At 70.8% G+C, this 23,112-nt stretch carries 11 protein-coding genes; 4 read left to right on the forward strand and 7 right to left on the reverse strand.

The window, feature by feature from the left end; all coding sequences use genetic code 11:
* Positions 1 to 2: 2 nt before the first annotated feature.
* From BKN51_RS08295 to BKN51_RS08310, 4 genes are read right to left on the reverse strand one after another with little or no spacing between them, the layout of a single operon-like run.
* On the reverse strand, positions 3 to 239 hold the full coding sequence (locus BKN51_RS08295; protein ID WP_101607064.1) for a phosphopantetheine-binding protein: 237 nt from the start codon (positions 237 to 239) through the stop codon (positions 3 to 5).
* Positions 236 to 1,732 (reverse strand): amino acid adenylation domain-containing protein, encoded by a 1,497-nt coding sequence (locus tag BKN51_RS08300; protein ID WP_101607065.1) that lies wholly within the window; start codon positions 1,730 to 1,732, stop codon positions 236 to 238. The genes BKN51_RS08295 and BKN51_RS08300 overlap by 4 nt, the downstream gene beginning before the upstream one ends.
* The gene (locus tag BKN51_RS08305) at positions 1,729 to 8,037 is read right to left on the reverse strand and encodes a non-ribosomal peptide synthetase (protein ID WP_101607066.1); all 6,309 of its coding nucleotides are present in this window, start codon (positions 8,035 to 8,037) and stop codon (positions 1,729 to 1,731) included. The genes BKN51_RS08300 and BKN51_RS08305 overlap by 4 nt, the downstream gene beginning before the upstream one ends.
* Before the next feature lie 22 nt (positions 8,038 to 8,059).
* Positions 8,060 to 9,049 carry a TauD/TfdA family dioxygenase gene (locus BKN51_RS08310; RefSeq protein ID WP_233224191.1) on the reverse strand — a complete coding sequence of 330 codons (990 nt, stop codon included), beginning with the start codon at positions 9,047 to 9,049 and terminating at the stop codon, positions 8,060 to 8,062.
* Positions 9,050 to 9,228: 179 nt separating this feature from the next.
* Between BKN51_RS08310 and BKN51_RS08315 the strand changes: the two genes are divergently transcribed.
* Both BKN51_RS08315 and sbnA read left to right on the forward strand, forming a co-directional pair.
* Positions 9,229 to 9,444 (forward strand): MbtH family protein, encoded by a 216-nt coding sequence (locus BKN51_RS08315; RefSeq protein WP_101607067.1) that lies wholly within the window; start codon positions 9,229 to 9,231, stop codon positions 9,442 to 9,444.
* Between the two features lie 13 nt (positions 9,445 to 9,457).
* Positions 9,458 to 10,465: a 2,3-diaminopropionate biosynthesis protein SbnA gene (gene sbnA / locus BKN51_RS08320; protein WP_101607068.1), complete on the forward strand. Its 1,008-nt coding sequence runs from the start codon at positions 9,458 to 9,460 to the stop codon at positions 10,463 to 10,465.
* A gap of 618 nt (positions 10,466 to 11,083) precedes the next feature.
* Here the strand turns inward: sbnA and BKN51_RS08325 are convergent.
* Positions 11,084 to 12,328, reverse strand: a complete 1,245-nt coding sequence (locus BKN51_RS08325; RefSeq protein ID WP_101607069.1) for an MFS transporter — start codon at positions 12,326 to 12,328, stop codon at positions 11,084 to 11,086.
* Positions 12,329 to 12,506: 178 nt separating this feature from the next.
* Here BKN51_RS08325 and BKN51_RS08330 point away from each other — a divergent pair, with 178 nt between their 5' ends.
* Entirely contained in the window at positions 12,507 to 19,775 is a 7,269-nt protein-coding gene (locus BKN51_RS08330) for a non-ribosomal peptide synthetase (protein ID WP_101607070.1), read from the forward strand.
* The gene (locus tag BKN51_RS08335; RefSeq protein WP_101607071.1) at positions 19,772 to 21,280 is read left to right on the forward strand and encodes an amidase; all 1,509 of its coding nucleotides are present in this window, start codon (positions 19,772 to 19,774) and stop codon (positions 21,278 to 21,280) included. The genes BKN51_RS08330 and BKN51_RS08335 overlap by 4 nt, the downstream gene beginning before the upstream one ends.
* 543 nt (positions 21,281 to 21,823) lie before the next feature.
* On the opposite strand, the gene BKN51_RS08340 is transcribed toward BKN51_RS08335, so the two are convergent.
* Complete coding sequence (locus BKN51_RS08340) at positions 21,824 to 22,414, reverse strand: response regulator transcription factor (RefSeq protein WP_101607072.1); 591 nt, start codon at positions 22,412 to 22,414, stop codon at positions 21,824 to 21,826.
* Positions 22,411 to 23,031: a response regulator transcription factor gene (locus BKN51_RS08345; protein WP_168214294.1), complete on the reverse strand. Its 621-nt coding sequence runs from the start codon at positions 23,029 to 23,031 to the stop codon at positions 22,411 to 22,413. Before BKN51_RS08345 ends, BKN51_RS08340 begins: the two co-directional genes overlap by 4 nt.
* Positions 23,032 to 23,112: the final 81 nt, after the last annotated feature.

A 23,112-nucleotide genomic window follows, 5' to 3' on the forward strand; every position in this document is an offset into this window, starting at 1 on the left:
TCCTATGCCTGGTCCGAGGCGATCACGGCCGCCAGGTCCGTCGGCGACGGGTACGCGAAGACCAGGGCGACCGAGACCTCGATGCCGAGCGCGTCCTGCAGGCCCGCGGTGATCTGGAAGGCGGCCAGCGAGTCCCCGTTCGACTCGAAGAAGTCGCTGTCGGCGTCCAAGGTGTTGTCGCCCAGGGAATCGCGGTACAGCGACACGATCAGCTCGGGCAGGTCGTGGGTGGTGGTCATCGCGGTCCGTTCTCCTGGGTGAGGGTCAGCACTTTCCGGTCGGTCTTGCCGCTGTGCGTGGTCGGCAGGCTGGCGATGCGGACGAAGCGGCGCGGCATCATGTACGGCGGCAGTGATCCGGCCAGGTGCGCGCGCAGCGCGGTGTCCGGCACGCCGTCCAGTTCGCCCACGACATGTGCGGTGAGACCGACCCTGCCGCGTTCGTCCTTGTCCGCGGTGAGGACGGCGCCGGTCACGGCGGGATGGGACAGCAGCGCGCCTTCGATCTCGGCCGGATCCACGCGGTAGCCACGGATCTTGAGCTGCCGGTCGGCCCGGCCCAGGTACACGAGGTTGCCGTCGGCGTGACGGCGCGCGAGGTCGCCGGTGCGGTACAGCCGCGCCCCCGGTGGGCCGAACGGGTCCGGGACGAACCGTTCGGCGGTCAGGCCGGGCCGCCCGCCATAGCCGCGGGCGACGCCGACGCCGCCGATGTGGACCTCACCGGTGGCCCCGTCGGGGACGGGACGGTGATCAGGGCCGAGCAGCCACACCGAAACCCCGTCGATCGGCGTGCCGATCAGGTCGGCCGCCGTCACCGGGTCGCCGGGCACGGGGTACCGGGTCGAGGTCATGGTGCATTCGGTCGGGCCGTACTGGTTGACCAGCCGTCCCGGCAGCAGACCCCGGCCACCGGAAACGAGGAACGGCAACAGCGACTCCCCGCTCGAGACGATCAGTTCGACCGTCCGCAGCGCCGCCGTGGCGGCCTCGTGCCCGGCCAGGAAACCGAGGAACGACGGGGTCACGCTGAGCAGCGTGGTGACGCCGAAGGTACGCACGGTGTCCGCGAACTCGTCCGGTCGCAGCAGTTTCGCACGGGGGACGAGGACAACGCAGCCACCGGCGACGAGCGGCGCGAACACGTCGCGGATCGAGGCGTCGTAACCGATCGGGGCCACCTGCAAGGTGACCGTCCGCGGACCCAAACCGTTGTCCGCGCCGATCGCGCGCAGGTACGACCGCAGCCCGCCGTGTTCGACCAGTACGGCGTTGGGCGCGCCGGTCGACCCGGACGTGTGGCTGACGTAGGCGAGCGTGCGTGGCGTGACTTCGGGCAAGCGCACCGCCTCGGCGGGCGGCACGGTCTGGTCGATCGCGATGACCGGACCCGTGATGGGCAGCGTGAGCCGCTTGGCGAGCGCGGTCGTCGTCACCAGCATGCGCGCGCCGCCGGTGCGGCACATCGCGTCGAGACGAGCGGAGGGCAGGTCTGCGTCGAGGGCGAGGAACGCGCCGCCCGCCCGCGCCACGGCGGCCATCGCGATCACGGCTTCCACACCGTGCTCGACGGCGATGGCGCAGACCTGCTCCGGTCCCAGCCCGTCGCCCGCCAGTACTTGGGCGAGCCGCTGGATCCGGTCGGTCAGCTCCCCGTAGGTCAGCTGACCGTCCGGGGTGCGGATCGCGACCGCCTCAGGAGAATGTGCGCAGACGTCGTCGACGAAACTCATGTCGCCTCGCTGGCCAGGAGTTGTTCCACCTCGGCGTCGGACAGCCCGGTGATCTCGTCCTCGACCGCCCGCGTCACCGCTTGCGCCAGCTCGGCGACCGTGGTGGCCTCGAACAGGCGGCGCAGCGGAAGCTCCACGGCGAACGCGCGCCGCAGCTGGGCCAGTACCCGGGTCGCCAGCAGGGAATGCCCGCCCAGCGCGAAGAAATCGTCCGTCACGCCGACCCGGTCCACCCCGAGCACCTCGCGCCAGATGTCGGCGATGAGCTGCTCCGCCGGATCACGGGGCGCCTCGGCCGGTCCGGCTCCGGACGCGACCGGTTCCGCCGAGGGCAAGGCCTTTCGATCGACCTTCCCGCTCGCCGTCATCGGCAGGGCGGCGAGGATCGCCCAGCGCGCCGGGACCATGTACTCCGGCAGCAGCGCACGCAGGTGTTCGCGCAACGCCGCGGCGGTGGGCTCGCCGGCGACGTAGGCGGCCAGCAGCGGATCACCCGCCGGGCCCGCCGTGGTGACCACCACGGCCGCGTCCACGTCCGGATGCCGCAGCAGGGCCGCCTCGATCTCGCCTAGTTCGACGCGCAACCCGCGGATCTTGACCTGGTGGTCGATCCGCCCGAGGAACTCGATCGCCCCGTCCCGGCGATACCGGACCAGGTCCCCGGTGCGGTACAGCCGTGCCCCCGGCGGGCCGAACGGGTCCGGGACGAACCGTTCGGCGGTGAGAGCGGCGCGGTGGTGATACCCGCGGGCCAGCCGCACGCCGCCGAGGCAGAGTTCCCCGGGCACGCCGGTCGGCACCGGGCGGAGATCGGCGTCCACGATGTAGGCGCGGGTGCCCGCGACCGGCCGTCCGATCGGCATCGCGGCACCGCCCTGCTGCCCGTCGAGGTCACCGGACACCGGGTACAGCAGGGAACAGATGGTCGCCTCGGTCGGCCCGTAGCTGCACAGGAACCGCCCCGGGTGTCCGGTCGCCGCCCACTGCTGCGCGTCGTCGACCGTGACCACGTCGGCGCCGACGTTCATCAACCGCAGTCCCGCCAGCAGCTCCGGGCCGTAGCGCATCGCCTCGCGGTAGTAAGCGGGCGCGGTGTCGATGATCGTCACGCCGTACTCGGCCAGCCGGGCCGGAAGCTCGGCCGGGGTCCAGGACTCCGGGTCGCTCACCACGATCGTCGCGCCGGTGAGCAGTGTGGCGCCGATCTGGTCCATGGCCACGTCGAAGGTCAGCGCGGACAGCAGGACGACGCGGTCGTCGGAGCCGATGGTGTAGGCGTCCGCGATCACCCGGCAGTGGTGGGCGTAGGACCGGTGCTCGATCAAGACGCCCTTGGGCCGCCCGGTCGAACCGGAGGTGTAGATGATGTACGCCAGCGAACGCGGGTCCGGCCGGGGCATCAGGTTGTCGTCTTCGGCGGGCCAGTCCGCCGGCTCCCCGTCGACGGCCACCACTTCGCGGTCGCCGAACCGGCCGGCGAACTCCGGAGTGGTCACCACGACCCGGGCACCGGCGTCGGTCAGCATGAAGTCCAGCCGTTCCGCGGGATGCCGCGGGTCGAACGGGGCGTACACCCCGCCGGATTTGAGCACGCCCAGCAGGACCACCACGGCGTCGAGTGATCGTTCCAGGCACACGCCGACGACGGTCTCCGGCCCGGCCCCGCGCGTCCGCAACAGCCGCGCGAACCGGTTGGCCCGTGCGTTCAGTTCGGCGTAGGTCAGCTGCCGCGTGCCGGAGACGACGGCGATCGCGTCGGGACGCAGCGCCGCCTGTCGCTCGACCAGCTCGGGCAGGCACATCGGGTGCTCTTCCGCGGGATCGAGCGTCGCCAGCCGATCGCGCTCCGGGTCGGGCCAGTCGCTCAGCAGCCGCCTGCGCTCTTCGTCACCGAGGACGTCCAGCTCGGCCAGCCTCCGGTCCGGAGCGGTACCGATGCTCGCCAGCAGGTGCAGGTAGTGCCCGGCCATCCGCTCGACGGTCGTCCGGTCGAACAGGCTGGTCGCGTACTCGAAGACACAGCGCAGCTCGCCGCCGTCCCGCTGCTGGACGGACACGATGAGGTCGAACTTGGCCACCGGAGTGCCGGAGGGGATCCGCTGCACGGCGGTGCCGCACAGGGTGTCCGGCCGGTTCTCCAGGTGCTCCAGCTCGAACATGATCTGGAACAACGGGTTCCTGGAGAGGTCCCGATCCGGCTGCAGCGCGTCGACGAGGTGCTCGAACGGCACGTCCTGGTGAGCGAACGCGTCGGTGCAGCCGCGGCGCACCTGGTCGAGCAGTGCGGTGAAGGTCGGCTCACCGGCCAGATCGGCCCGGAGGACCAACGTGTTGGTGAAGAAGCCCAGCAGTTCTTCGGTTTCCTGTCGCGTCCGGCCCGCGACCGGGGTGCCGACCGAGACGTCGGTGCGGCCGGTGTAGCGGCCGAGCAGCACCTGGAACGCGGCCAGCAGGGTCATGAACGGAGTGGCGCCCTGCCGGGCGGCCAGTTCGGTCACCGCCTTGGCCACCGGCACCGGGACGGTGACCACCACCGTGTCCCCGCGCGGATCACGCTGTGCCGGGCGCGGGCGGTCGGTGGTCAGCTCGACCGGGGTGAGCCCGGCCAGCCGGTCCAGCCAGTACCGGAGCTGACCGGCCATGTCCTGAGTGGACTGTGCGGATCGTTGCCAGGCGGCGAAGTCCGCGTACTGGATGGGCAGCGGCCCGCCGTGGGCGGCGTTCAGGTCGCGGAACAGGATGTCCATCGACCACGCGTCGAAGGCGATGTGGTGCAGGGTCAGCGCGACGAGGTGCTCGTCCGCGGCCACCCGGACCACGGTGACCCGCAACGGATGCTCGCGCTCGAGGTCGAACGGCCTGCCGGACACCTGGTCCAGCAGCTCGCGGGCCTCTTCGGGCCTGCCGGTCAGGTCGACGAGGCGGAACGCCACCGGCCCCGGCGGGTCGACGATCTGCACGGGCTCGCCGCCCTGGCCGACGTAGCGGGTGCGCAGTACCTCGTGCCGCTCGGCCAGCCGGTCCAGCGCGCGCTGGAACGCTTCGACGGAAAGCGGGCCGGAAAGCCGCAGCGCCAACGGGATGAGGTACTCGACGCTGCCCGGGTCGAGCTGGTCGAGGAACCACATCCGCTGCTGGGCGAACGACAACGGCAGGCCGTCGCCGTCCCGGGGGACCGGCCGGATCGCCGCGACGGCGGTGCCCGTGGTGTTCGCGTCGAGCCGGGCGGCGAGGCGCTCGACGGTCCGGTCGTCGAACAGTTCGCCGACCGTCAGCTCGCCACCGAACTCACGCCGGAGCTTCAGCACGAGCCGGATGGCCAGCAGCGAGTGCCCGCCGAGGGCGAAGAAATCGGCGCGGACGTCGACGCGCTCGACACCGAGCAACTCGGCCATCGCGGCGGCGACGAATTCCTCGGACGGGGTCCTCGGCGCCGTGTGATCGTCCGATGTGGACTCCGCGCCGTCCGGCGCGGGGAGCGCGGCACGGTCCAGCTTGCCGTTGGGGCCCAAGGGGAGCGCGCCGAGGAGGTGGATGGCCGGTGGGATCATGGGCGACGGCAGCCGGGTGGCCAGATGCTCGCTCAGGTCCGCCGGCGTGGTTCCGTTGGTGGACACCGCATAGGCGACGAGAGTGGTGTCTCCGGCCGGTGACCGGTGGGGGATGACGGCGGCGGCCGTGATGTCCGGATGCGTGCACAGGACGGCTTCGATCTCGGCGGGTTCGATCCGCACGCCGTTGATCTTGACCTGGTGGTCGACACGGCCCGCGTACTCCAGGGTGCCGTCTTCGCGCCAGCGGGCCAGATCGCCGGTGCGGTACCAGCGTTCGCCCGGAACCGAGGGGTACGGATGCGGGGTGAACTGCCGGGCGGTCTGGCCGGGACGATCGGCGTAGCCCCGGGCGAGGCCGACACCGCTGACGCACAGCTCGCCCGGGACACCGATCGGCACGAGCCGGTCCGCGTCGTCCACGACGAACACCCGCGTGTTGGACAGCGGTGTGCCGATGGGCACTGTCCCTGCCCGCTCGTCGGGCCGGTAGCGCCCCGCGGTCACGTCGATGGCGCATTCGGTGGGGCCGTAGGTGTTGTCGACCTCCACGTCGAGCAGCTCGGTCAACCGGCGGCACAGCGACACCGGCAGCGCCTCGCCCGCCGAACAGACCAGGCGCAGCGAGGTGCATTCGGCGAATCCGGGCTCGTCGAGCAGCAGACGCAGGATCGACGGGACGAGTTGCAGGACCGTGGCGCCGTGGCGGGTGATCGCCCCGGCCATCGCGGCGGGGTCCCGGTGGGCGCCGGGCGGCGCCATGACCAGGGTGGCCCCGGCGACGAACGGGGTCAGCAGCTCCCACATCGAGGCGTCGAACCCGATCGTGGTCTTCTGCAGGACACGATCGGTGGCCGTGAGCTGGTTGCGAACCGACCACAGGACCCGGTTGCGGATTCCGTCGTGTGTGACGGCGACACCCTTGGGCCTGCCCGTGGATCCCGAGGTGTGCACGACGTAGGCGATCTGCGCGCCGTGGATGGCCGGGCGATCGTCGAGAGAGCAGGGCGCGATGGCGTCCCGGTGCGCGTCCAGGTCGATCCGCGTGAGGGACTCCGGCAGGTGGACGTCCACTGTGGAATGTGACAGCACCAGGGCGATGCCGGTGTCGGCGACGACCTGGCGGAGGCGTTCGGCCGGATGGTCCGGCGGCAGCGGGACGTAGGTGGCACCGGCGGTGAGGATCGCCAGCAGCGCGACGGCCAGGTCGGTGCCGCGGTCCATGGCGACGCCGACAGGGGTCTCCGTGCCGACTCCGAGGCTGCGGAGATAGCCGGCGAGGGCACCGACGCGGGCGGCGAGCTCGCCATAGGTCAGTTCGTCCACATCGGACAGTATGGCCACGGCCTCGGGGGATCGCGCGGCCTGCGCGAAGAACAGCTCCGGCAGCGAGTGCTCGGCCGCCTCCGCCGTCGCCGTGCCGAAGGAACGCAGCCGGTCCTGTTCGGACTCGCCGACCAGTTCGAGCGCGTGCACCGGATCCTCCGGCGAGGCGGTGATCTCTTCGAGCAGCCGCACGTAGTTGGCGGCCATCCGCTCGACCCGGGCCCGGTCGAACAGGCTCGTCGGGTGGATGAGCTGGCCGTGCACCGAGCCGTCGGCGAACTGGGCCAAGTGCAGCGACAGGTCGAAAGCCGAGCTGGCCCACAGAGGCGGGCAGAGCGTGACGTCGAGCCCGGGCAGCCGATAGGGCCGCCGCCGGGCGTCGTACCACGCGATACCGGCCTGGAACACCGGGTTCCGCGACGGGTCCCGTTCCGGCTCCAGATGGGTGATGACCTGGTCGAACGGTACGTCCTGATGCGCGTACGCCTCGAGCGCGGTCTTCCTCGCCTGCGCCAGCAACTCCACAAAGGACGGTTCGCCGGACAGGTCGCCGCGCAGGACCAGCGTGTTGAGGAACATGCCGATCAGCGGCAGCTCGTCCCGGCGCCGGGTGGAGACCGAAACCCCGACCGCGACGTCGTCCTGTCCCGAATAGCGGGCGAGCAGGAGCTGGTAGGCGGCGAGGTAAACCATGAACGGCGTCGCGCGGTGTGCCCGGCCCAGGTCACGCAGGCGATCCGCCAGATCCGGCGGTACGACGAGGTCGACGCAGTCGCCGTCGGCCACCCATTTCGACGGCCGGGCGCGATCGGTGGGCAGTTCGAGCGGGCTGAGCCCGGACAGCCGGTCGGTCCAGTACGCGAGGCCGCTATCGGTGGTGCCCGGCTCGCGGCGGCGCAGCGCCTCGTGGTGCTGGAGAGCCGGTTCGGGCAGTGTCGCCGATCCGTAGAACGCGTCGAGTTCGTCGGCCAGCACACTCCAGGACAAGCCGTCGAAGGCGATGTGGTGCACGGCGATCAGCAGGACGGCGTCGTCGTCGGCCCACCGGACCAGCGTGAGCCGCCACGGAGGCTCCGTGCGCAGGTCGATCGGGGTGCGCAGGTCGCCCAGCCGGAGCTCCCGCAAGCGCGCTTCACGGTCCGCGAGCGGCAGGCCCGAGATGTCCACACCGGACAGTTCGACGGGTGCCGGATCGGTGATGATCTGCACCGCCGTCCCGTCCACCATGTCGAACCGGGACCGCAGTACCGCGTGCCTGGCCGCGATCTTCGTGAGCGCCGCTGCCAGCGCCCCGACGTCGAGGACGCCGCGCAAGCGGAGGGTCGCGGACAGCAGGTGCTCGATGGCCGCGTTCGCACGCAGCTCGTCGATGAACCACAGCTGTTCCTGCGACGACGACAGCGGGTGGACGCCACCGCTTTCCACCATGGCCAGCCTTTCGTGTCCGGTACTACTGACCGTTTTCGCCGGTCGACGGCTCGGCCATGGCCACGGCGATCTTCCTGGGACCGGTGAACGGTTCCCGGCCGTGCGAGGAAAGCATGTTGTCGACCATCAGCACGTCACCGCGCTGCCAGTCGAAACGCCGGGACGCGGCGCGATAGCGGTCCCGCAGGTGCGCGACGACCTCGTCGGGAATGGTGCCGCCGTCGCCGTAGTAGGTGTTGGTCGGCAGGTCTTCCTCGGCGAGCATGGCGCGCAGCCCCATGCAGACGTCCTCGGCCAGTGTCGTGACGTGGAAGAACGTGAGGTGGTTGAACCAGACGGCCTCACCCGTGACCGGATGCTCGTGCACGGCCCGGCGCCGGGCCCTGGTGCGCAGCCCGTTCCCGTCGAGCCATTCGGTCTCGACACCGTTCTTCGCGCAGTAGGCCGTGACCTGTTCGCGGTCGGTGGTGTTGAACGTCTGCTGCCACGGCAGGCCGAACGACTCGGTGAAGTTGCGCACCACCATCCAGCCGCGCGCCTCGAACTCCGCCCGCACCTCGGGGTCGATCGACGCGAGGACCCGCCGGGTGTCGGCGAGCGGCGTGGCGCCGAGGGTGGTCGGCGGGGAAACGCAGTAGAAGAACAGGCTCAGCGGCCAGGCGGCCTGATAGGAGTTCTCGTTGTGCAGGAAGATCTCCTCGGCTTCCGGATAGTCCGTCGAGGTGTACACCTGCCCCTTGATCGTGCTGCGGGGAGAGGACCGCTCGTGGTAGGTCAGCGGCGGGCCCGCCAGCGTGCGGACGGTGGCGTCGAACCCGTCCACGTCGTCGATGCCGAACCCGCGCAGCAGCACGGCGCCGTGTTCGAGCAGCCGGTTCCGGATCAGGGGGCGGTGCGCCTCGAGGGAGGCGGCGCCCTTGGCCTCACCCTGGCCGGGAGTCACCACGCAGGGCAGGGCTCGCTCCTGCCCGGAAGACTCGTTTGTCGCGGAAATGGACGGTCCAGCGGTCATGCCCGACATCGTGTCCGGTGGTTCCGGGTGCCCAGAAGAGAATGACGGGTAGCGCGGGGCGCACCGGCGTGCCTGAGGTTCTGCGTGTTCTTCTCTGCAGCCGTACGCGCCCTCGCGGGCAGGCTCGACCTGCCGCCGACCCGACAACCGGGCGCGACAGTGACTTCCAGGAGACACCCATGCCCGAGGAGCAGACCGACCAGCGTGCGTACCTGGTCGTCGTCAACGACGAGGAGCAGTACTCGATCTGGCTGGCCGACAGGGAACTGCCGGCAGGCTGGAACGCCGAGGGCACGCGGGGCGGTCGTGAAGAGTGCCTCGCCCACATCGGCGAGGTGTGGACCGACATGCGGCCACTGAGCCTGCGTCGGCAACTGGACCCGACAGCCGGCTGAGCCGGCCAAATCCATGGACCTGACTGAAGACGGACCGGCGGGCGTGCTGTCCACGATCGGCGCGACACCGCTGGTCGAACTGACCAAGCTCTACCCGTCGGCGGGGTTCCGGCTGTTCGCCAAACTGGAAGGCCACAACCCCGGCGGGAGCAGCAAAGACCGAGCGGCGCTGTCCATGCTGGCCGGTGAGGTCCGGGCCGGACGGCTCGTCCCGGGGCGCTCGGTGGTGGTCGAGTCCAGCTCGGGCAACCTGGGCATCGGGATGGCCCAGGTGTGCCGGTACTTCGGGATCCGCTTCATCTGCGTGGTGGATCCCCGGACCAGCAAGCAGAATCTCGCGATCATGCGGGCGCTGGGCGCCGAGGTCGAGATGATCGAAGAGGCCGATCCGATCACCGGTGACTACCTGCCGGTCCGCATCCGCCGCATCCGGGAACTGACCGAATGCCTCGAGCACGCCTACTGGCCGGACCAGTACTCCAACCCGGGGAACCCGCTGGCGCACCACACCACCATGCGCGAGATCGTCGAACAGGTGCCGGGCGGACTGGACTTCCTGTTCTGCGCCACCAGTTCCTGCGGGACGTTGCGCGGCTGCGCCGAGTACGCCCGGGCCAACGACCTGCCGGTGACGATCGTGGCCGTGGACGCCGCGGGCAGTGCCATCTTCGCCGACTCGCCAGGGCCCCGGCTGATCCCGGGACACGGCGCCGCCGTCCGCCCCGGTCACCACGCGGACGACCTGGCCGACCTGGTCGTGCACGTCGCCGACGTGGACAGCGTCCGCGGCTGCCGCCGGCTCGCCGCGCGGGAAGCGATCCTCGCGGGCGGTTCGTCCGGTGCGGTGGTCGCGGCGGTGGACAGCCTGCGCGACCGGGTGCCGCCCGGCGCCACCTGCGCGATCGTCCTGCCCGACCGCGGTGAGCGATACCTCGACACGATCTACAACGACGCGTGGGTCTCGACCCACTTCGGCGAGGTTCCGCTGGAAGGGCTGACGCGGGTCCTGGTCGAGGGGTAGGGCCCGGCGCCCGGCTGTCCGTGATGCCTACGGCCGTGTCGCGAAAGCCACTTTCGGGACGTCTGATGTCGCGAAAGTGGCTTTCGCGACGTCCCGGGAGGCTGGTGCGGCCTTCACGGGGGCGTTGTGGCTGAACCCAAGGTGAGCGAAGGCGTGACTCGCGTGATCGGAGCCGGATCACGCGTGATCAGACGCCGAACTCCGTGAACGTCGCCCGATCACACGAGATCCGGCTCCAAGCACACGTGATCCGTCTCTGATCACACGTGAACGCCGCCCGAACACGCGTGAACGCCCACCCCGCTCGAACACGCCACTTTTGACCTTCCCCTCAATAACCCTCTTTGTCACTCATGACCCCATCGAAAACCGCATATCTAACCATCAATCGGACATTCTGTCGCCAGAAGTGTCCCTTGTGGACACTCAGGGAGCGACTGGTGCCCGCAGGCCGGTCCAGGGCCACGTCACGAAGGCCACCTCTTAATCTTGAAGCCAGCGAAGGGGTCCTTCGCCGCAGACGGCTCGGTCATGCCACATTTGACTTACCCCTCAATAGAACCCGAATCGCCACTCATGACCAACCCTCTCCACGCCCTACCCGCGCGGCCCGTCACTTCACTTCGCCGGGGCGGGCGCTTCGAGTTCCGCCAGGTCCGGTGCCGACCGGACCGAGGGGCTGATCACGGTCGCCAGGGCCAGCGCGGCCATCCACAGCGTGAACAGCCACACCGTCGTGGTGGCGCCGACCCAGCCCAGCAGGAAACCGCCGATCAGCGACCCGAGCGGGACGGCCCCGAAGGCGATCATGCCCGCGGCGGCGAGGACCCGGCCCTGGAGGTGGTCCGGGGTGACCGCGAGCTGGTAGGCCGAGGTCCCCACGTTCCACAGTGGACCGACGAAGGCCATCGCGCCGAACACCGCGCCGAGCAGGAGCGGCTCGTCCACCACGGCCAGCAGCGGGACCAGCAGGAGCCAGACCCAGTTCGCCCCGATGACGACCGTCTTCAGAGACAGCCGTCTCGCCGCCGCGGGAGCGACCAGTGAGCCGAGCACCCCGCCGACCGCGATGATGCCGAGCATGAAACCGACGGTCGCCGGAGAGGCGCCGTGGTTGTTCGCGGACACGATCACGGTCAGGAACAGTCCCTGGAACAACAGGTTGCTGCCGGCGATCAGGAGCGTGGTCGCCCGGAGGAACGGCTGCCGCCACAGCCAGACGGCGCCCTCGGTGAACTCCGCGGCGCGCGGGCGGCGGCTCGCGGTGTCCCGCTGGACCTGGAAGTCCTTGCGGATCAAGCCGAGTGTCAGCACCGAGATCGCGTAGCTGACGATGTCGAACACGAACGGCACCGCGCGGCCGAAGCCGAACAGGATCCCGCCGAGGGGTTTGCCCAGCATGGCGGCGCCCCGGCGGCGGGCCTCGTTGCGCGCCAGCGCCAGGGGGAGCTGCGACGCGTCGACCACGTTGGGCACGGCCGCCGCGGCGGCCAATCGGTAGCACACCGCGAAGGTGCCTTCGAGGAAGCCGACCACGAGGATGTGCGGCAGGGTCAGCCGCCCGAACAGCAGGGCCGCCACCAGGGTGCTCAGCACCAGCGCGCACAGGATATCGCAGTAGATCATCATGCGCTTGCGGTCGAAGCGGTCGACCAGCGCGCCCGCGGGCAGCTGGAACAGCAGTTGCGGCAGCAGCGAGACGAATCCGGCGAGACCGGCGTCGGTGGCCGAGCCGGTCAGCGCGAGCACCAACAGCGGGTACGCCACATTGGACACGTTCGAGCCCAGGATCGACACCGCCGATCCGGCCCACAGCAGAACGAAGTCACGGTTTCGATACAGCGGGGGCACGGGGGGACTCATGGTCCCCGATGCTCGTGGGCACGGGCACTCGCGCACAGAGAAGGATCGGCACTCCGGCACCCGGCGCGCTGCGTGAACGGGCACCACCTTCACCCTGACGCCCGCTCACGGCCGCCGGGCATCCTCGACCGATCATCCCTGGCTCCCGGTCTTTGGTGGCAGGACAGGAAGGCGGACCATGGACACCCGAGGCAACTCCCGTGCCGAACTGCTGCGGCGACGGCTGCGAGGTATCGGCAACGTCGAGGCTTCCGGCGGGATCACCCCGGTGCCCCGGGACCGGCCGCTGCCGCTTTCGTTCGCGCAGCGCGGGTTGTGGTTGCTCGACCAGACCCGGCCCGGCGGCGCCGACTACCTGATGCCGGTGCGGCTGCGGCTGCGCGGTGAGGTGGACGTACCCGCGCTGCGCCGGGCCCTGGACGAGATCGTCGCCAGGCACGAGGTGCTGCGCACCCGGTACCCGGAAGGTGGTTCCGGCGGCGAGCCCGTGCAGGTGATCGACGAGCCGGGGCCGGTGCCCTTCGAACGGCTCGACCTCGCCGACCGGCCGGAGTCCCTCGACGATGTGCTGGCCGAAGCGGGCGCTCGCCCGCTCGACCTGGCCGAAGAGTGGCCGCTACGGGCTCTGCTGGTCCGTCTGTCCGATGTGGACCACGTGCTCCTTCTTTCCGTGCACCACATCGCGTCGGACGGGTGGTCCGAGAACATTCTTCTGTCCGAATTGGACAACGTGTACGCGGCGTTCGCCGCGGGCCTTCCGTCTCCGCTCGGGCCGCTCCCGGTGCAGTACGGGGACTTCGCCGTGTGGCAGCGGGACCGGCTCACCGGTGGTCGTCTCACCGAGAAGGTCGAGTACTGGCGCAAGCAACTCGACGGGGTCGCCCCGCTCGAGCTCCCGACGGATCGGCCCCGCGGACCGGTCCGCGACAGCGCGGGCGCGACCGTGCCGGTCGTCGTGCCCGGGCCGCTGGCCGAGAGCCTGACCCGGCTCGGCCGGGAGCACGGCGCGACGCCGTACATGGTGCTGCTGGCGGCCTTCCAGGTGTTGCTCGGCCGCTACTCCGGGCAGACCGACGTGGTCGTGGGCAGCCCGGTCGCCGGGCGTGAGGAGGACCGGACCGAGGGTCTGCTCGGCATGTTCGTCAACATGATCGCGCAGCGCGCCGGGCTGTCCGCCGAACAGTCCTTTGTGGACCTGCTGACCCGGGTGCGGGCGACCGCGCTGGACGCCTACACCCACCAGGACACCCCCTTCGATCTCGTGGTCGACGAACTCGCGGGGGAGCGTGACCCGTCCCGGACCCCGCTGTTCCAGGTGGTGTTCCAGCTCGGCGACGACGACGGGCCGCGCCGCCTGGCCGGCCTCGGCGCCGAGGTGGAGTCCCCGGGCTGGGACGTGGCGAAATACGATCTGGACCTCACCCTCGCCACCCGCCAGGACGGTTCCATCACCGGGCAGCTGGGCTACGCCACGGCCCTGTTCGACGCCGCCACCGCGCACCGGATGTCCGGCCATTTCGTCCAGTTGCTGGAAAGCATCGCCGCCGAACCGAACGGCAGGCTCGGCGGGCTCGCCATGCTGGCGGGTGAGGAACGCGAACGTTTGCTGGCGGCCGGGAACGGCCCGGACCTGACCTTCCCCGCCGAGGAGAGCCTGCCCGAGGTCTTCGCGGCACAGCTCGCCCGCACACCGGACGCGCTCGCCGTGTCCTTCGACGGCGAGCACCTGACCTATGCCGAGCTCGACGCGCGGGCCAACCGGCTCGCCCATCGGCTCCGCTCGCACGGCGCGGCACCGGGACAGCTGGTCGGCGTCTGCCTCGACCGGGGACTCGATCTCGTGGTGGCCCTGCTGGGCGTGCTCAAGTCCGGCGCGGGTTACGTGCCGCTCGATCCCGCCCAGCCCGCCGAGCGGCTGACCATGATGCGAGCCGACGCCGAGGTCGGCACGGTGGTCAGCACGGGTGAGCTCGCCGGGTGGCTGGCGGGCGAGCCGGTCACCGCGGTCCTGCTCGACCAGCCCGGTTCCGAGTGGCCGGAGACCGACCCGGCGTACTTGGCGGGACCTGGCGACGTGGCGTACGTGATCTACACGTCCGGGTCCACCGGGCGGCCGAAGGGTGTCCCGGTCACGCACGCGAACGTGCTGCGGCTGCTGCGGGCCAGCGCGGCCGACTTCGCGTTCGGCCCGGACGACGTCTGGACCCTGTTCCACTCCTACGCCTTCGACTTCTCGGTCTGGGAGCTGTGGGGCGCGCTGCTGCACGGCGGGCGCGTCGTCGTCGTGCCGTTCACGGTTTCCCGTTCCCCGTGGGACTTCCTCGACCTGCTGATCGCCGAGGGCGTCACCGTGCTGAACCAGACCCCGTCGGCGTTCCGGCGGCTGATCGACGCGGTCGCCGAGGCGGAGACCCCGCCCGAGTCGCTCGCGCTGCGTTTCGTGGTGCTGGGCGGCGAGGCCGTCGACGTCGCCGACGTCGCGCCGTGGTTCGCCCGCTTCGGCGACGAACGGCCCGCCGTGGTCAACATGTACGGGATCACCGAGACGACCGTGCACGTGACCTACCGCAGGCTGCGTGCCGAGGACACCACCGAGGGCCCGCGCAGCCCCCTCGGCAGGCCGCTGCCCGACCTGCGCGTCTACCTGCTCGACGGCAACCTCGATCCGGTGCCGGTCGGCGTGCCCGGCGAGCTCTACGTGTCCGGGCCGGGGCTCGCCCTCGGGTACCTCGGCCGCCCGGAACTGACCGCGGACCGGTTCGGCCCCGATCCGTACTCGCCGCGTCCCGGCGCCCGCATGTACCGCACCGGCGACCTCGCCCGCCGCACCCTCGACGGTGATCTGGAGTTCGCGGGCCGGGCCGACGAGCAGGTCAAGATCCGCGGCCACCGGATCGAGCCGGGCGAGATCGAGGCCGCCCTCGCCGCCCACGCCGCGGTGGCCCGTGCCGTGGTGCTCGCGCACCGGCGGCCGGGGGAGTGGGAGCACCGCCTCGTCGCCTATGCCGTGCCTGTCGCCGGCCACCGGCTGGACGCGGCGGACCTGCGTGACCACCTCAGCAGGCTCCTGCCCACGTACATGGTGCCCGCGGCGTTCGTGCCGCTGGACCGGTTCCCGGTGACGGCCAACGGGAAGATCGACCGGACCGCCTTGCCCGAGCCGGTCGCGGGCCACGCGACACCCGCCGGTTCGGTCGCTCCCCGCGACCCGGGCGAGCGGGCCATGGCCGAGGTGTGGGGCACGGCGCTCGGTGTCGGATCGGTCGGGGTGCACGACAACTTCTTCGCGCTGGGCGGTGACTCCATCCGGGCCATCCAGGTGGTGGGGGTGCTGCGCAAACGAGGACTCCCGGTGACCGTGCAGGATCTGTTGCTGCATCAGACGGTCGAGAGCCTGACCCGGTTCGCCGGGACGGCGGCCGGGCCGGTCGAGGACCGCCGGGTCGCCCCGTTCGAACTGGTCGGCGAGGCCGACCGGAAGGCGTTGCCGGACGACCTCGCCGACGCCTATCCGATGTCCATGGGCCAGACCGCGATGGTCTACGAGATGGTGGCGGACAAGGACGTCAGCCTCTACCACAACATCACGCTGTTCCCGATCGTCGACGACGCCCCGTTCTCGCTGCCCGCGCTGCGGGAAGCGGCGGTGCTTCTGGTGCGGCGGCACGAGATCCTGCGCACCGCCTTCGACCTGACCACCTACCGGGAGCCCATGCAGCTGGTGCACCGCAGTGCGCCGATGGAGGTCGGTTACGACGACCTGCGCGGGACTCCCGGGCCGCGGGCCGACGAGGTGCTGGGGGAGTTCGTCGCCGACACCCGCCGCAAGCCGCTCGATGTCACGAAGGCGCCGTTGGTGCGCTTCCACGTGCACCAGACGGCGGAAAGCCGGTGGACGCTGTCGTTCATCGAGTGTCACGCGGTTCTCGACGGCTGGAGCCACCACTCGCTGCTCGAAGAGCTGCTGGACACGTACCGCAGTCTTCGGGATGGGCGCACTCCGACCTTCCCCGAGCAGGCGCCGGTGCGCTTCGCAGACTTCATCGCCCACGAGAAGCGCTCCCTCGAGTCCACTGTGGACCAGGAGTTCTGGCGCGACCGGCTGGATCGCTACGACCCGGTCAGCCTGCCGCCCGGCTGGGCGTCGGCACCGAGCCCGGACGGCCTTCCGCACCAGATCAGCGTGCGGTATGCCGACCTGGAACCGAGGTTGCGCGCCTTGGCCGCGGTGGCGGGTGCTTCGCTGAAGACCGTGTTGTTCGCCGCGCACCTCAAGGTGCTGAGCACGATCAGCGGGTCGAACCGGTTCCACACCGGACTGGTGCACAACGGCAGGCTCGAAGAACCGGGCGGTGAGCTGGCGAGGGGCATGCACCTCAACCCGCTGCCGGTGTGCGTCGACCTGACCGCGACGAACTGGACCGGGCTCGTCCGGCAGGTGTTCGCCGAAGAGGTGGCCGTCTGGCCGCACCGGCGCTTCCCGATCGGGGAGTTGCAGCGGCGCTGGGGCGGGGGACGGCCGCTGGTCGACATCTCGTTCGCCTACCTGGACTTCCACGTCTTCGACACCGACCGGGTGGAGACGGCGAAGATCGTGGACGAGAGCTACAACGGGTTCGGCGTGGACGTGTGGAGCTTCCCCGGTGTCCTGCATTTCAGGGCACAGGCCGACCGGATCGCCCCGGTCCACGGGCCCGCGCTCGCCGCGATGTACCGGCGGGTGCTCGAAGCCATGGCCGCCGACCCGGAAGGTGACGTCCGCGGTGCCGCGCTCGCCCCGGCCGAGACCGAACGGCTGCTGTCGTTCGCGGACGGTCCGGTCGCCGAGTACCCGGACGCGTGTGCGCACGAACTGTTCGAACGCCAGGCCGCCCGCACCCCGGACGCGATCGCGCTGCGGTGTGCGGACGGGACCACGGTCACCTACGCGGACCTCGACGCCCGCGCGAACAGGCTGGCCCATCACCTGCGCGAGCAAGGCGCGGGTCCGGAGACGGTGCTCGGCGTGCTCCTGCGCCGCGGCCCCGAGCTGGTGACCGCGCTGCTCGCGGTCCTCAAATCCGGTGCGGCCTACCTGCCACTCGATCCGAGTCATCCGGCGCAACGGCTGGCCACGGTGCTCACCGAGGCCGGCGCGACCACGGTGGTCACCGAGTCCGCCCTCGCCGACCGGGTGCCCGGCACCACGACGGTCCTCGTCGGGGATCCGGCCATCGCCACCCGCCCGGACGGAGACCTCGGCCGGACCGCGACGCCGGAGGCGCTCGCGTACGTCATCTACACGTCCGGCTCGACGGGCAAGCCGAAGGGCGTCATGGTCGAGCACCGCAACCTGGTCAACTACCTGTGCTGGCGCGCCGAGTCCGCCGTCGCCGGGGGTTCCCCGTTGTACTCGTCGATGGCGTTCGACCTGCCGGTCACGTCCCTGTTCTCCGCGCTGCTGTCCGGCAGGCCGGTCACCCTCACCCCCGACGACGGCACCCCGGCCATCGAGGCGCTGGTCGCGGCGCTGGGCGAGGGCGGATTCGGTCTCGTCAAGCTCACCCCGTCGCATCTGGCGGCACTCAGCCAGATGCTGCCCGCCGAAGCACTCCCCGGCGCGGCCGCCCGGCTCGTCGTGGGCGGCGAGGAGCTGACCAGGGACATGCTCGCCGCGTGGACCCGGCACGCCCCGGACACGGTGGTGGACAACGAATACGGGCCGACCGAGGCCACCGTGGGCTGCGCTTCCCACGTGAGCGCGGCCGGTGACCTCGAGGCGGGGCCGGTCCCGATCGGCCGTCCGGGTGCCAACACCGTGCTGCGCGTACTGGACGCTGACCTCGAGCCGGTCCCGATCGGCGTGCTCGGCGAGCTGTACATCGGCGGCGCGCAGCTGGCCCGTGGTTACCGCGGCCGTCCCGACCTCACCGCGGACCGGTTCGTGCCCGATCCGTACGCCGTCGGCCGGCGCCTGTACCGCACCGGCGACCTCGCCCGGTACCGGGACGACGGCGTGCTGGAGTTCGCGGGCCGGGTGGACGACCAGGTCAAGATCCGCGGCTACCGGGTCGAACTGGGCGAGGTGGAGTCGGTCCTGCGAGCGCACGCCGAATTGCGCGACGTGGCCGTGCGCGCCCGCCGGACCGCCCGTGGAGACCAAGAACTGGTCGCCTACCTGGTCCCGGCACACGAAGGACTGGACCCGGCCGAGTTGCCCGGACGGCTGGCCGGTGCCGTGCCCGAATACCTGATCCCGTCCGCGTGGGTGGTGCTGCCCGAACTGCCCACCACCCCCAGCGGCAAACTCGACACCAAGGCCCTGCCCGAGCCGACGGCCACCGCCCGGACCGCGATGGCCCCGCGCACGGCGGTGGAGAAGATCATCGCCACCGCGCTGGCCAAGGGCCTCGCCATCGACCAGGTGGGCGTGGACGTCCCGTTCAGTGACCTGGGCCTGCACTCACTGCTGATCATCCGGGTGCTGGTCGAACTCCGCGAAGAACACGGCCTGCCGGTGGAGTTGCGCGACTTCTACGAGCACCGCACGGTGATCGATCTGGCCGAGGCCGTCGACCCGGCCAGCAAGGGCGGCTTCCGGCCGACCGAGGCGGCGGCGATGGAATCCGCCGCGACCTGGGCGCGTGACGCCGTCGTGTGGCTGCGCCGCACCGGTTCGAAACCGCCGTTGTTCTGCATGTACCCCGGTGGCGGTCTTTGGTACATCCGGCTGGCCGAGCACATCAGCGCCGATCGGCCGGTGGCCGCGCTCGAGTGGCCCGGCCTGCACCGCGACACGCCCTCGCCGCAGAGCATCGCGAGCGTGGCCGCGCTCTTCGTGGACCAGATCCGCGCGGTGCATCCGGAGGGGCCCTACCACCTGCTCGGCTGGTGCGGCGGCGGGCTGGTGACCGGTGAGATGGCCCGCATCATGCACCGCGACGGCGACCGGCTCACGCTGATGTTGCTCGACCCGGCGCAGGACTTCTACAAGCGGGAGAACATGTGGGAGGAGACCGCCATGTTCGCCCGTGGCGAGGACCTCCTCGACCAGTTGAACAACACGACGGATCCCGACGAGCTCGCCGAGATCCACCGCCAGTTCGCGGAAGTGCTCGACTACATCATCGACGAGGGCACCAAGGAACCACCGATCCCCGGGGACCCGTTCTGGCCGCGCCGGATCCGGGTGTGGCGGGAGCTGACCCAGGCGATGCTCGGTTTCCGCCAGCGCCCGTACGCCGGCCGGACCAACCTGCTGGTGGGCGACGAACTGGCCGACGGCCTGCACGAGACCAACTTCGGGCAGAGCTACGCGCAGTACCAGGATCGCTGGGTCAAGCTGGCTCCCGGCGGGCTCAAGGTCCACCGGGTCGGCGGCGACCACATGGGCGTGCTGCGCCCGCCGCACGTGGCGAAGCTGGCCGAGTTGCTCACCACGCTGATGAAGGCGACGGAGGAGGCGTGACGCTGGTGTCGGGCCGTCCCACGGTCGCCGGGATCGACCTCGAACGGGCGACGATCCCGGAGCTGCAGCGCGCGATGGACTCCGGTCCGCTGACCTCGGCGGAGCTGACCGGGTTCTACCTGGACCGCATCCGCCTGCTCGACCCCCGGTTGCACGCGGTCATCACGACCAACCCGGACGCGCCGCGACTCGCGGCGGAGAGCGACGACCGGCGCAGAGCCCGCCGGATGCTCGGTATCCTGGACGGGATCCCGGTGCTGCTCAAGGACAACATCGACACCGCGGACCGGCAGCGGACCACGGCGGGCTCGTTCGCGCTGGCCGGGTCGCGTCCGGCCGCCGACGCCCATCTGGTCGAACGGCTCCGCGCGGCCGGGGCGGTGATCCTCGGGAAGACGAACCTGTCGGAGTGGGCGAACTTCCGTGACCGGCGGTCGTCGAGCGGCTGGAGCGCGATCGGCGGGCAGGCCGGCAATCCCTACGTGCTCGACCGCAACACCTGCGGCTCGTCGAGCGGCTCCGCCGCGGCGATCGCCGCGAACCTGGCCACGGTCGCGGTCGGCACGGAGACGAACGGCTCGATCGTCACCGCGGCGGGCGCGAACGGGGTCGTCGGCGTCAAACCGAGTATCGGCCTGGTGAGCCGGAGCGGCGTGGTGCCGATCTCGGTGGTGCAGGACACCGCGGGCCCCATGGCCCGCACCGTGACCGACGCGGCCATCCTGCTGGCCGTCCTCAACGGCCCCGACAGCGGCGACCCGTCCACCTCGGACAGTCCTGCCCGGCCGGACTATCTGCGCTTCTTGGATCCTGCGGCGTTGCACGGCAAGCGGATCGGCCTCTGGGATCCCACCGGAGGTACCAGCCCGGAAACCCTGGCGGAGTTCGCGCGCGCCGTGGACCTGCTGGAGTCCTCGGGAGCGACGACGGTCGAGGTGACGATCCCCGGACTGGACGTGGTGGGCCGCACCGAGTTGCCGTCGATGCTGCACGAGTTCAAGCACGGCATCAACGAGTACCTGGCGGCGACCCCCGGCGAACACCCGGCGGACCTGGCAGGCCTGATCGAGTTCAACAAGGCCAACGCGGACGTCGAGATGGGGTTCTTCGGGCAAGAGCTGTTCGAGGAGGCGCAGGCGACGAGCGGTGACCTGACCGAACCGGCGTATTTGAGCATGCGCGCGGAAGCGACCGGGGCGGCGCGACGCGGGCTGGACGACACGCTCCGCGCACACCGCCTGGACGCGATCGTGGCACCGACGAACGCCCCGGCCTGGAAGACCACGCTCGGCCGGGGCGACGACTACCGGTTCGGTTCGTCCGCGCCCGCCGCGGTGTCCGGCTACGCGAACATCACCGTCCCCATGGGATTCGTCGGCCCGCTGCCGGTCGGCCTGTCGATCATGGCGGGCCGGTACAGCGAGCCGACGATACTGGCGCTGGCGTACGCGTTCGAGCAGGCCGCCCGCGCACGCCGGCCACCGGAATTCCTGCCCTCCTGTTGAGGGGTGAAGAAACGTGCCCTGGTCGCGGGTCCGACGCTCGGGTGTCGCCTTCAGCGGCGTGAACCTGGACTGGCCTGCAAAGGCTGAATGTCTGATGCCTATATGTACGCTTCGGGCCAGTGGGTCGTGAGTGGCGATTCGGGCTAGAGCGGTTACGTGTGACTGGCGGGACGACACGCGTGTCCAGAGGGACGACGCGCGTGTCCAGAGGGACATCTCCCTGTGTGGCCCGGCCGCGCTCGTGTCGTCCATCTCGTCACGTGTGTCGTCCCTCGGAGCACGCGAGTCGTCCGGTCAATCACGCGAAATGGCCAGTCCCGCGGTGGGACCAGGTCGTGAGTGGCAAGGAGGGCTAGTGGAGGGTAGGGCACAGCGTGGGGTGGTCACGCCTGTCTGCGTCGGGGCCCTGCCGTCGCCCCTTGCCTGCGGGAAGTACGTGAAGGACCCCTTCACTACCTTGAGAGTAGGGAAGGGGTCCTTCACGGACACCCCGCCCGAACACGCCACCTTTGCCCTTCCCGCAACATAAGTTGAGCGGTGCCGTCAGATCAGCCCGGCACGGACCGCGTGGGCGACCGCGTGGGCCCGGTTGCGCACCTGAAGCCGCGCCATCAGCTCGTAGATGACGTTCTTCACGGTGTGCTCGGAACAGGACAGCTCGCGTGCGATGTCGGCGTTGCCGTGCCCGTCCGCCACCAGGGTGAGCACCGTCAGCTGTCGCTCCGTGAGCGGTGCGGCCAGGGGGTCGCCGATCGGCATCGACAGTTCGGCGCCACCGCTGAGCAAACGGACCAGTACCCCATACGGCACCCGGCTCTCCCCGTGTACGGCCGAATGCACGGCGGCACCGAACTGGTCCGGCGTCGTTTCGGGAGTCTGCAACAGGATCCGCGCACCCGCCCGGACCGCATGCAGCACACCGGCCGGATTGAGCGTGTCGGCGGCGACGATCAACCGCTGGCCCCGCGTACGAAGCGTGGGGGGACAGGTGGTCAGCGCTTCGTCGATCGTGCCGCCGGCGGCCACCACCACGGTGCCCGTCGTGGCCGTGACGAGGATTCCCGCCTGTCTCAGCTTGCCGACCACGGCTTCCCTGACCGCGGCGCCCGCCGCGGTCACCTGCACACTGATCACAGCAGCCTGGCCCGGAGTGCGTAGGCGACGGCGTGCGCGCGGTTGCGCAGCCGGAAACGCTGGGTGATGTCGTGCACGACCGCCGTCACCGTACGCGCCGAGTACGACAGCCGCCGGGCGATCTCGTCGGTCTCGTAACCCTCGGCGACCAGGCGCAGCACCGCGTGCTCGCGTTCGCTGAGCCCCGCTCGTGCCCACGCCTGCGGCGCGACCGGCGTCTGGTTTTCCATTCCCTGTTCGAGAACCCGGTCGATCAGGTCCGGTGGCATGGTGCAGTCGCCGACGACGGCGGCGAGGACGGCGCGGGAGAGCCGGCTCGCGCTGGCCTCCCTCCGGCGCAGCAGGCCGTGCGCGCCCGCCGCGATCGCTTGCAGCGCGTCGCCCGGCGACAGTTCGGTGGCCAGCAGGACGACCTCGGGCCGGTGGGCCTGGTTCCTGATGGTGTGCACGACGTCGAGCACCTTCTCGTCCACGAGATCGACGACCACGACCGTGGCGTCCGCTTCCTCGCCGTTCGTCACGACCGTGAGTTCCGGACTCCCGTTCAGTGTGCAGCCGATCCCCGCCTCGAGTACCGGATCGGCCGCGTCCACACTGACCCTTGCGGGCTCTCCCATGCCAACTTCCCTTCCCCATTCGACCGGCGTCCAGTCTCATCGGGAAGGAGGCGGTTGTCTTCCTCGCTACGTATGAAAATC

The organism is Amycolatopsis sp. BJA-103 (assembly GCF_002849735.1).
In the GTDB taxonomy this organism is placed as follows: domain Bacteria; phylum Actinomycetota; class Actinomycetes; order Mycobacteriales; family Pseudonocardiaceae; genus Amycolatopsis.

Bases quoted from the DNA above. Each gene is read 5' to 3' on its own strand.
- BKN51_RS08295 (WP_101607064.1), bottom strand. From the start codon at position 239: ATGACCACCACCCACGACCTGCCCGAGCTGATCGTGTCGCTGTACCGC.
- BKN51_RS08310 (WP_233224191.1), bottom strand. From the start codon at position 9,049: ATGACCGCTGGACCGTCCATTTCCGCGACAAACGAGTCTTCCGGGCAG.
- sbnA (WP_101607068.1), top strand. From the start codon at position 9,458: ATGGACCTGACTGAAGACGGACCGGCGGGCGTGCTGTCCACGATCGGC.
- BKN51_RS08315 (WP_101607067.1), top strand. From the start codon at position 9,229: ATGCCCGAGGAGCAGACCGACCAGCGTGCGTACCTGGTCGTCGTCAAC.
- BKN51_RS08345 (WP_168214294.1), bottom strand. From the start codon at position 23,031: ATGGGAGAGCCCGCAAGGGTCAGTGTGGACGCGGCCGATCCGGTACTC.
- BKN51_RS08325 (WP_101607069.1), bottom strand. From the start codon at position 12,328: ATGAGTCCCCCCGTGCCCCCGCTGTATCGAAACCGTGACTTCGTTCTG.
- BKN51_RS08330 (WP_101607070.1), top strand. From the start codon at position 12,507: ATGGACACCCGAGGCAACTCCCGTGCCGAACTGCTGCGGCGACGGCTG.
- BKN51_RS08300 (WP_101607065.1), bottom strand. From the start codon at position 1,732: ATGAGTTTCGTCGACGACGTCTGCGCACATTCTCCTGAGGCGGTCGCG.
- BKN51_RS08305 (WP_101607066.1), bottom strand. From the start codon at position 8,037: ATGGTGGAAAGCGGTGGCGTCCACCCGCTGTCGTCGTCGCAGGAACAG.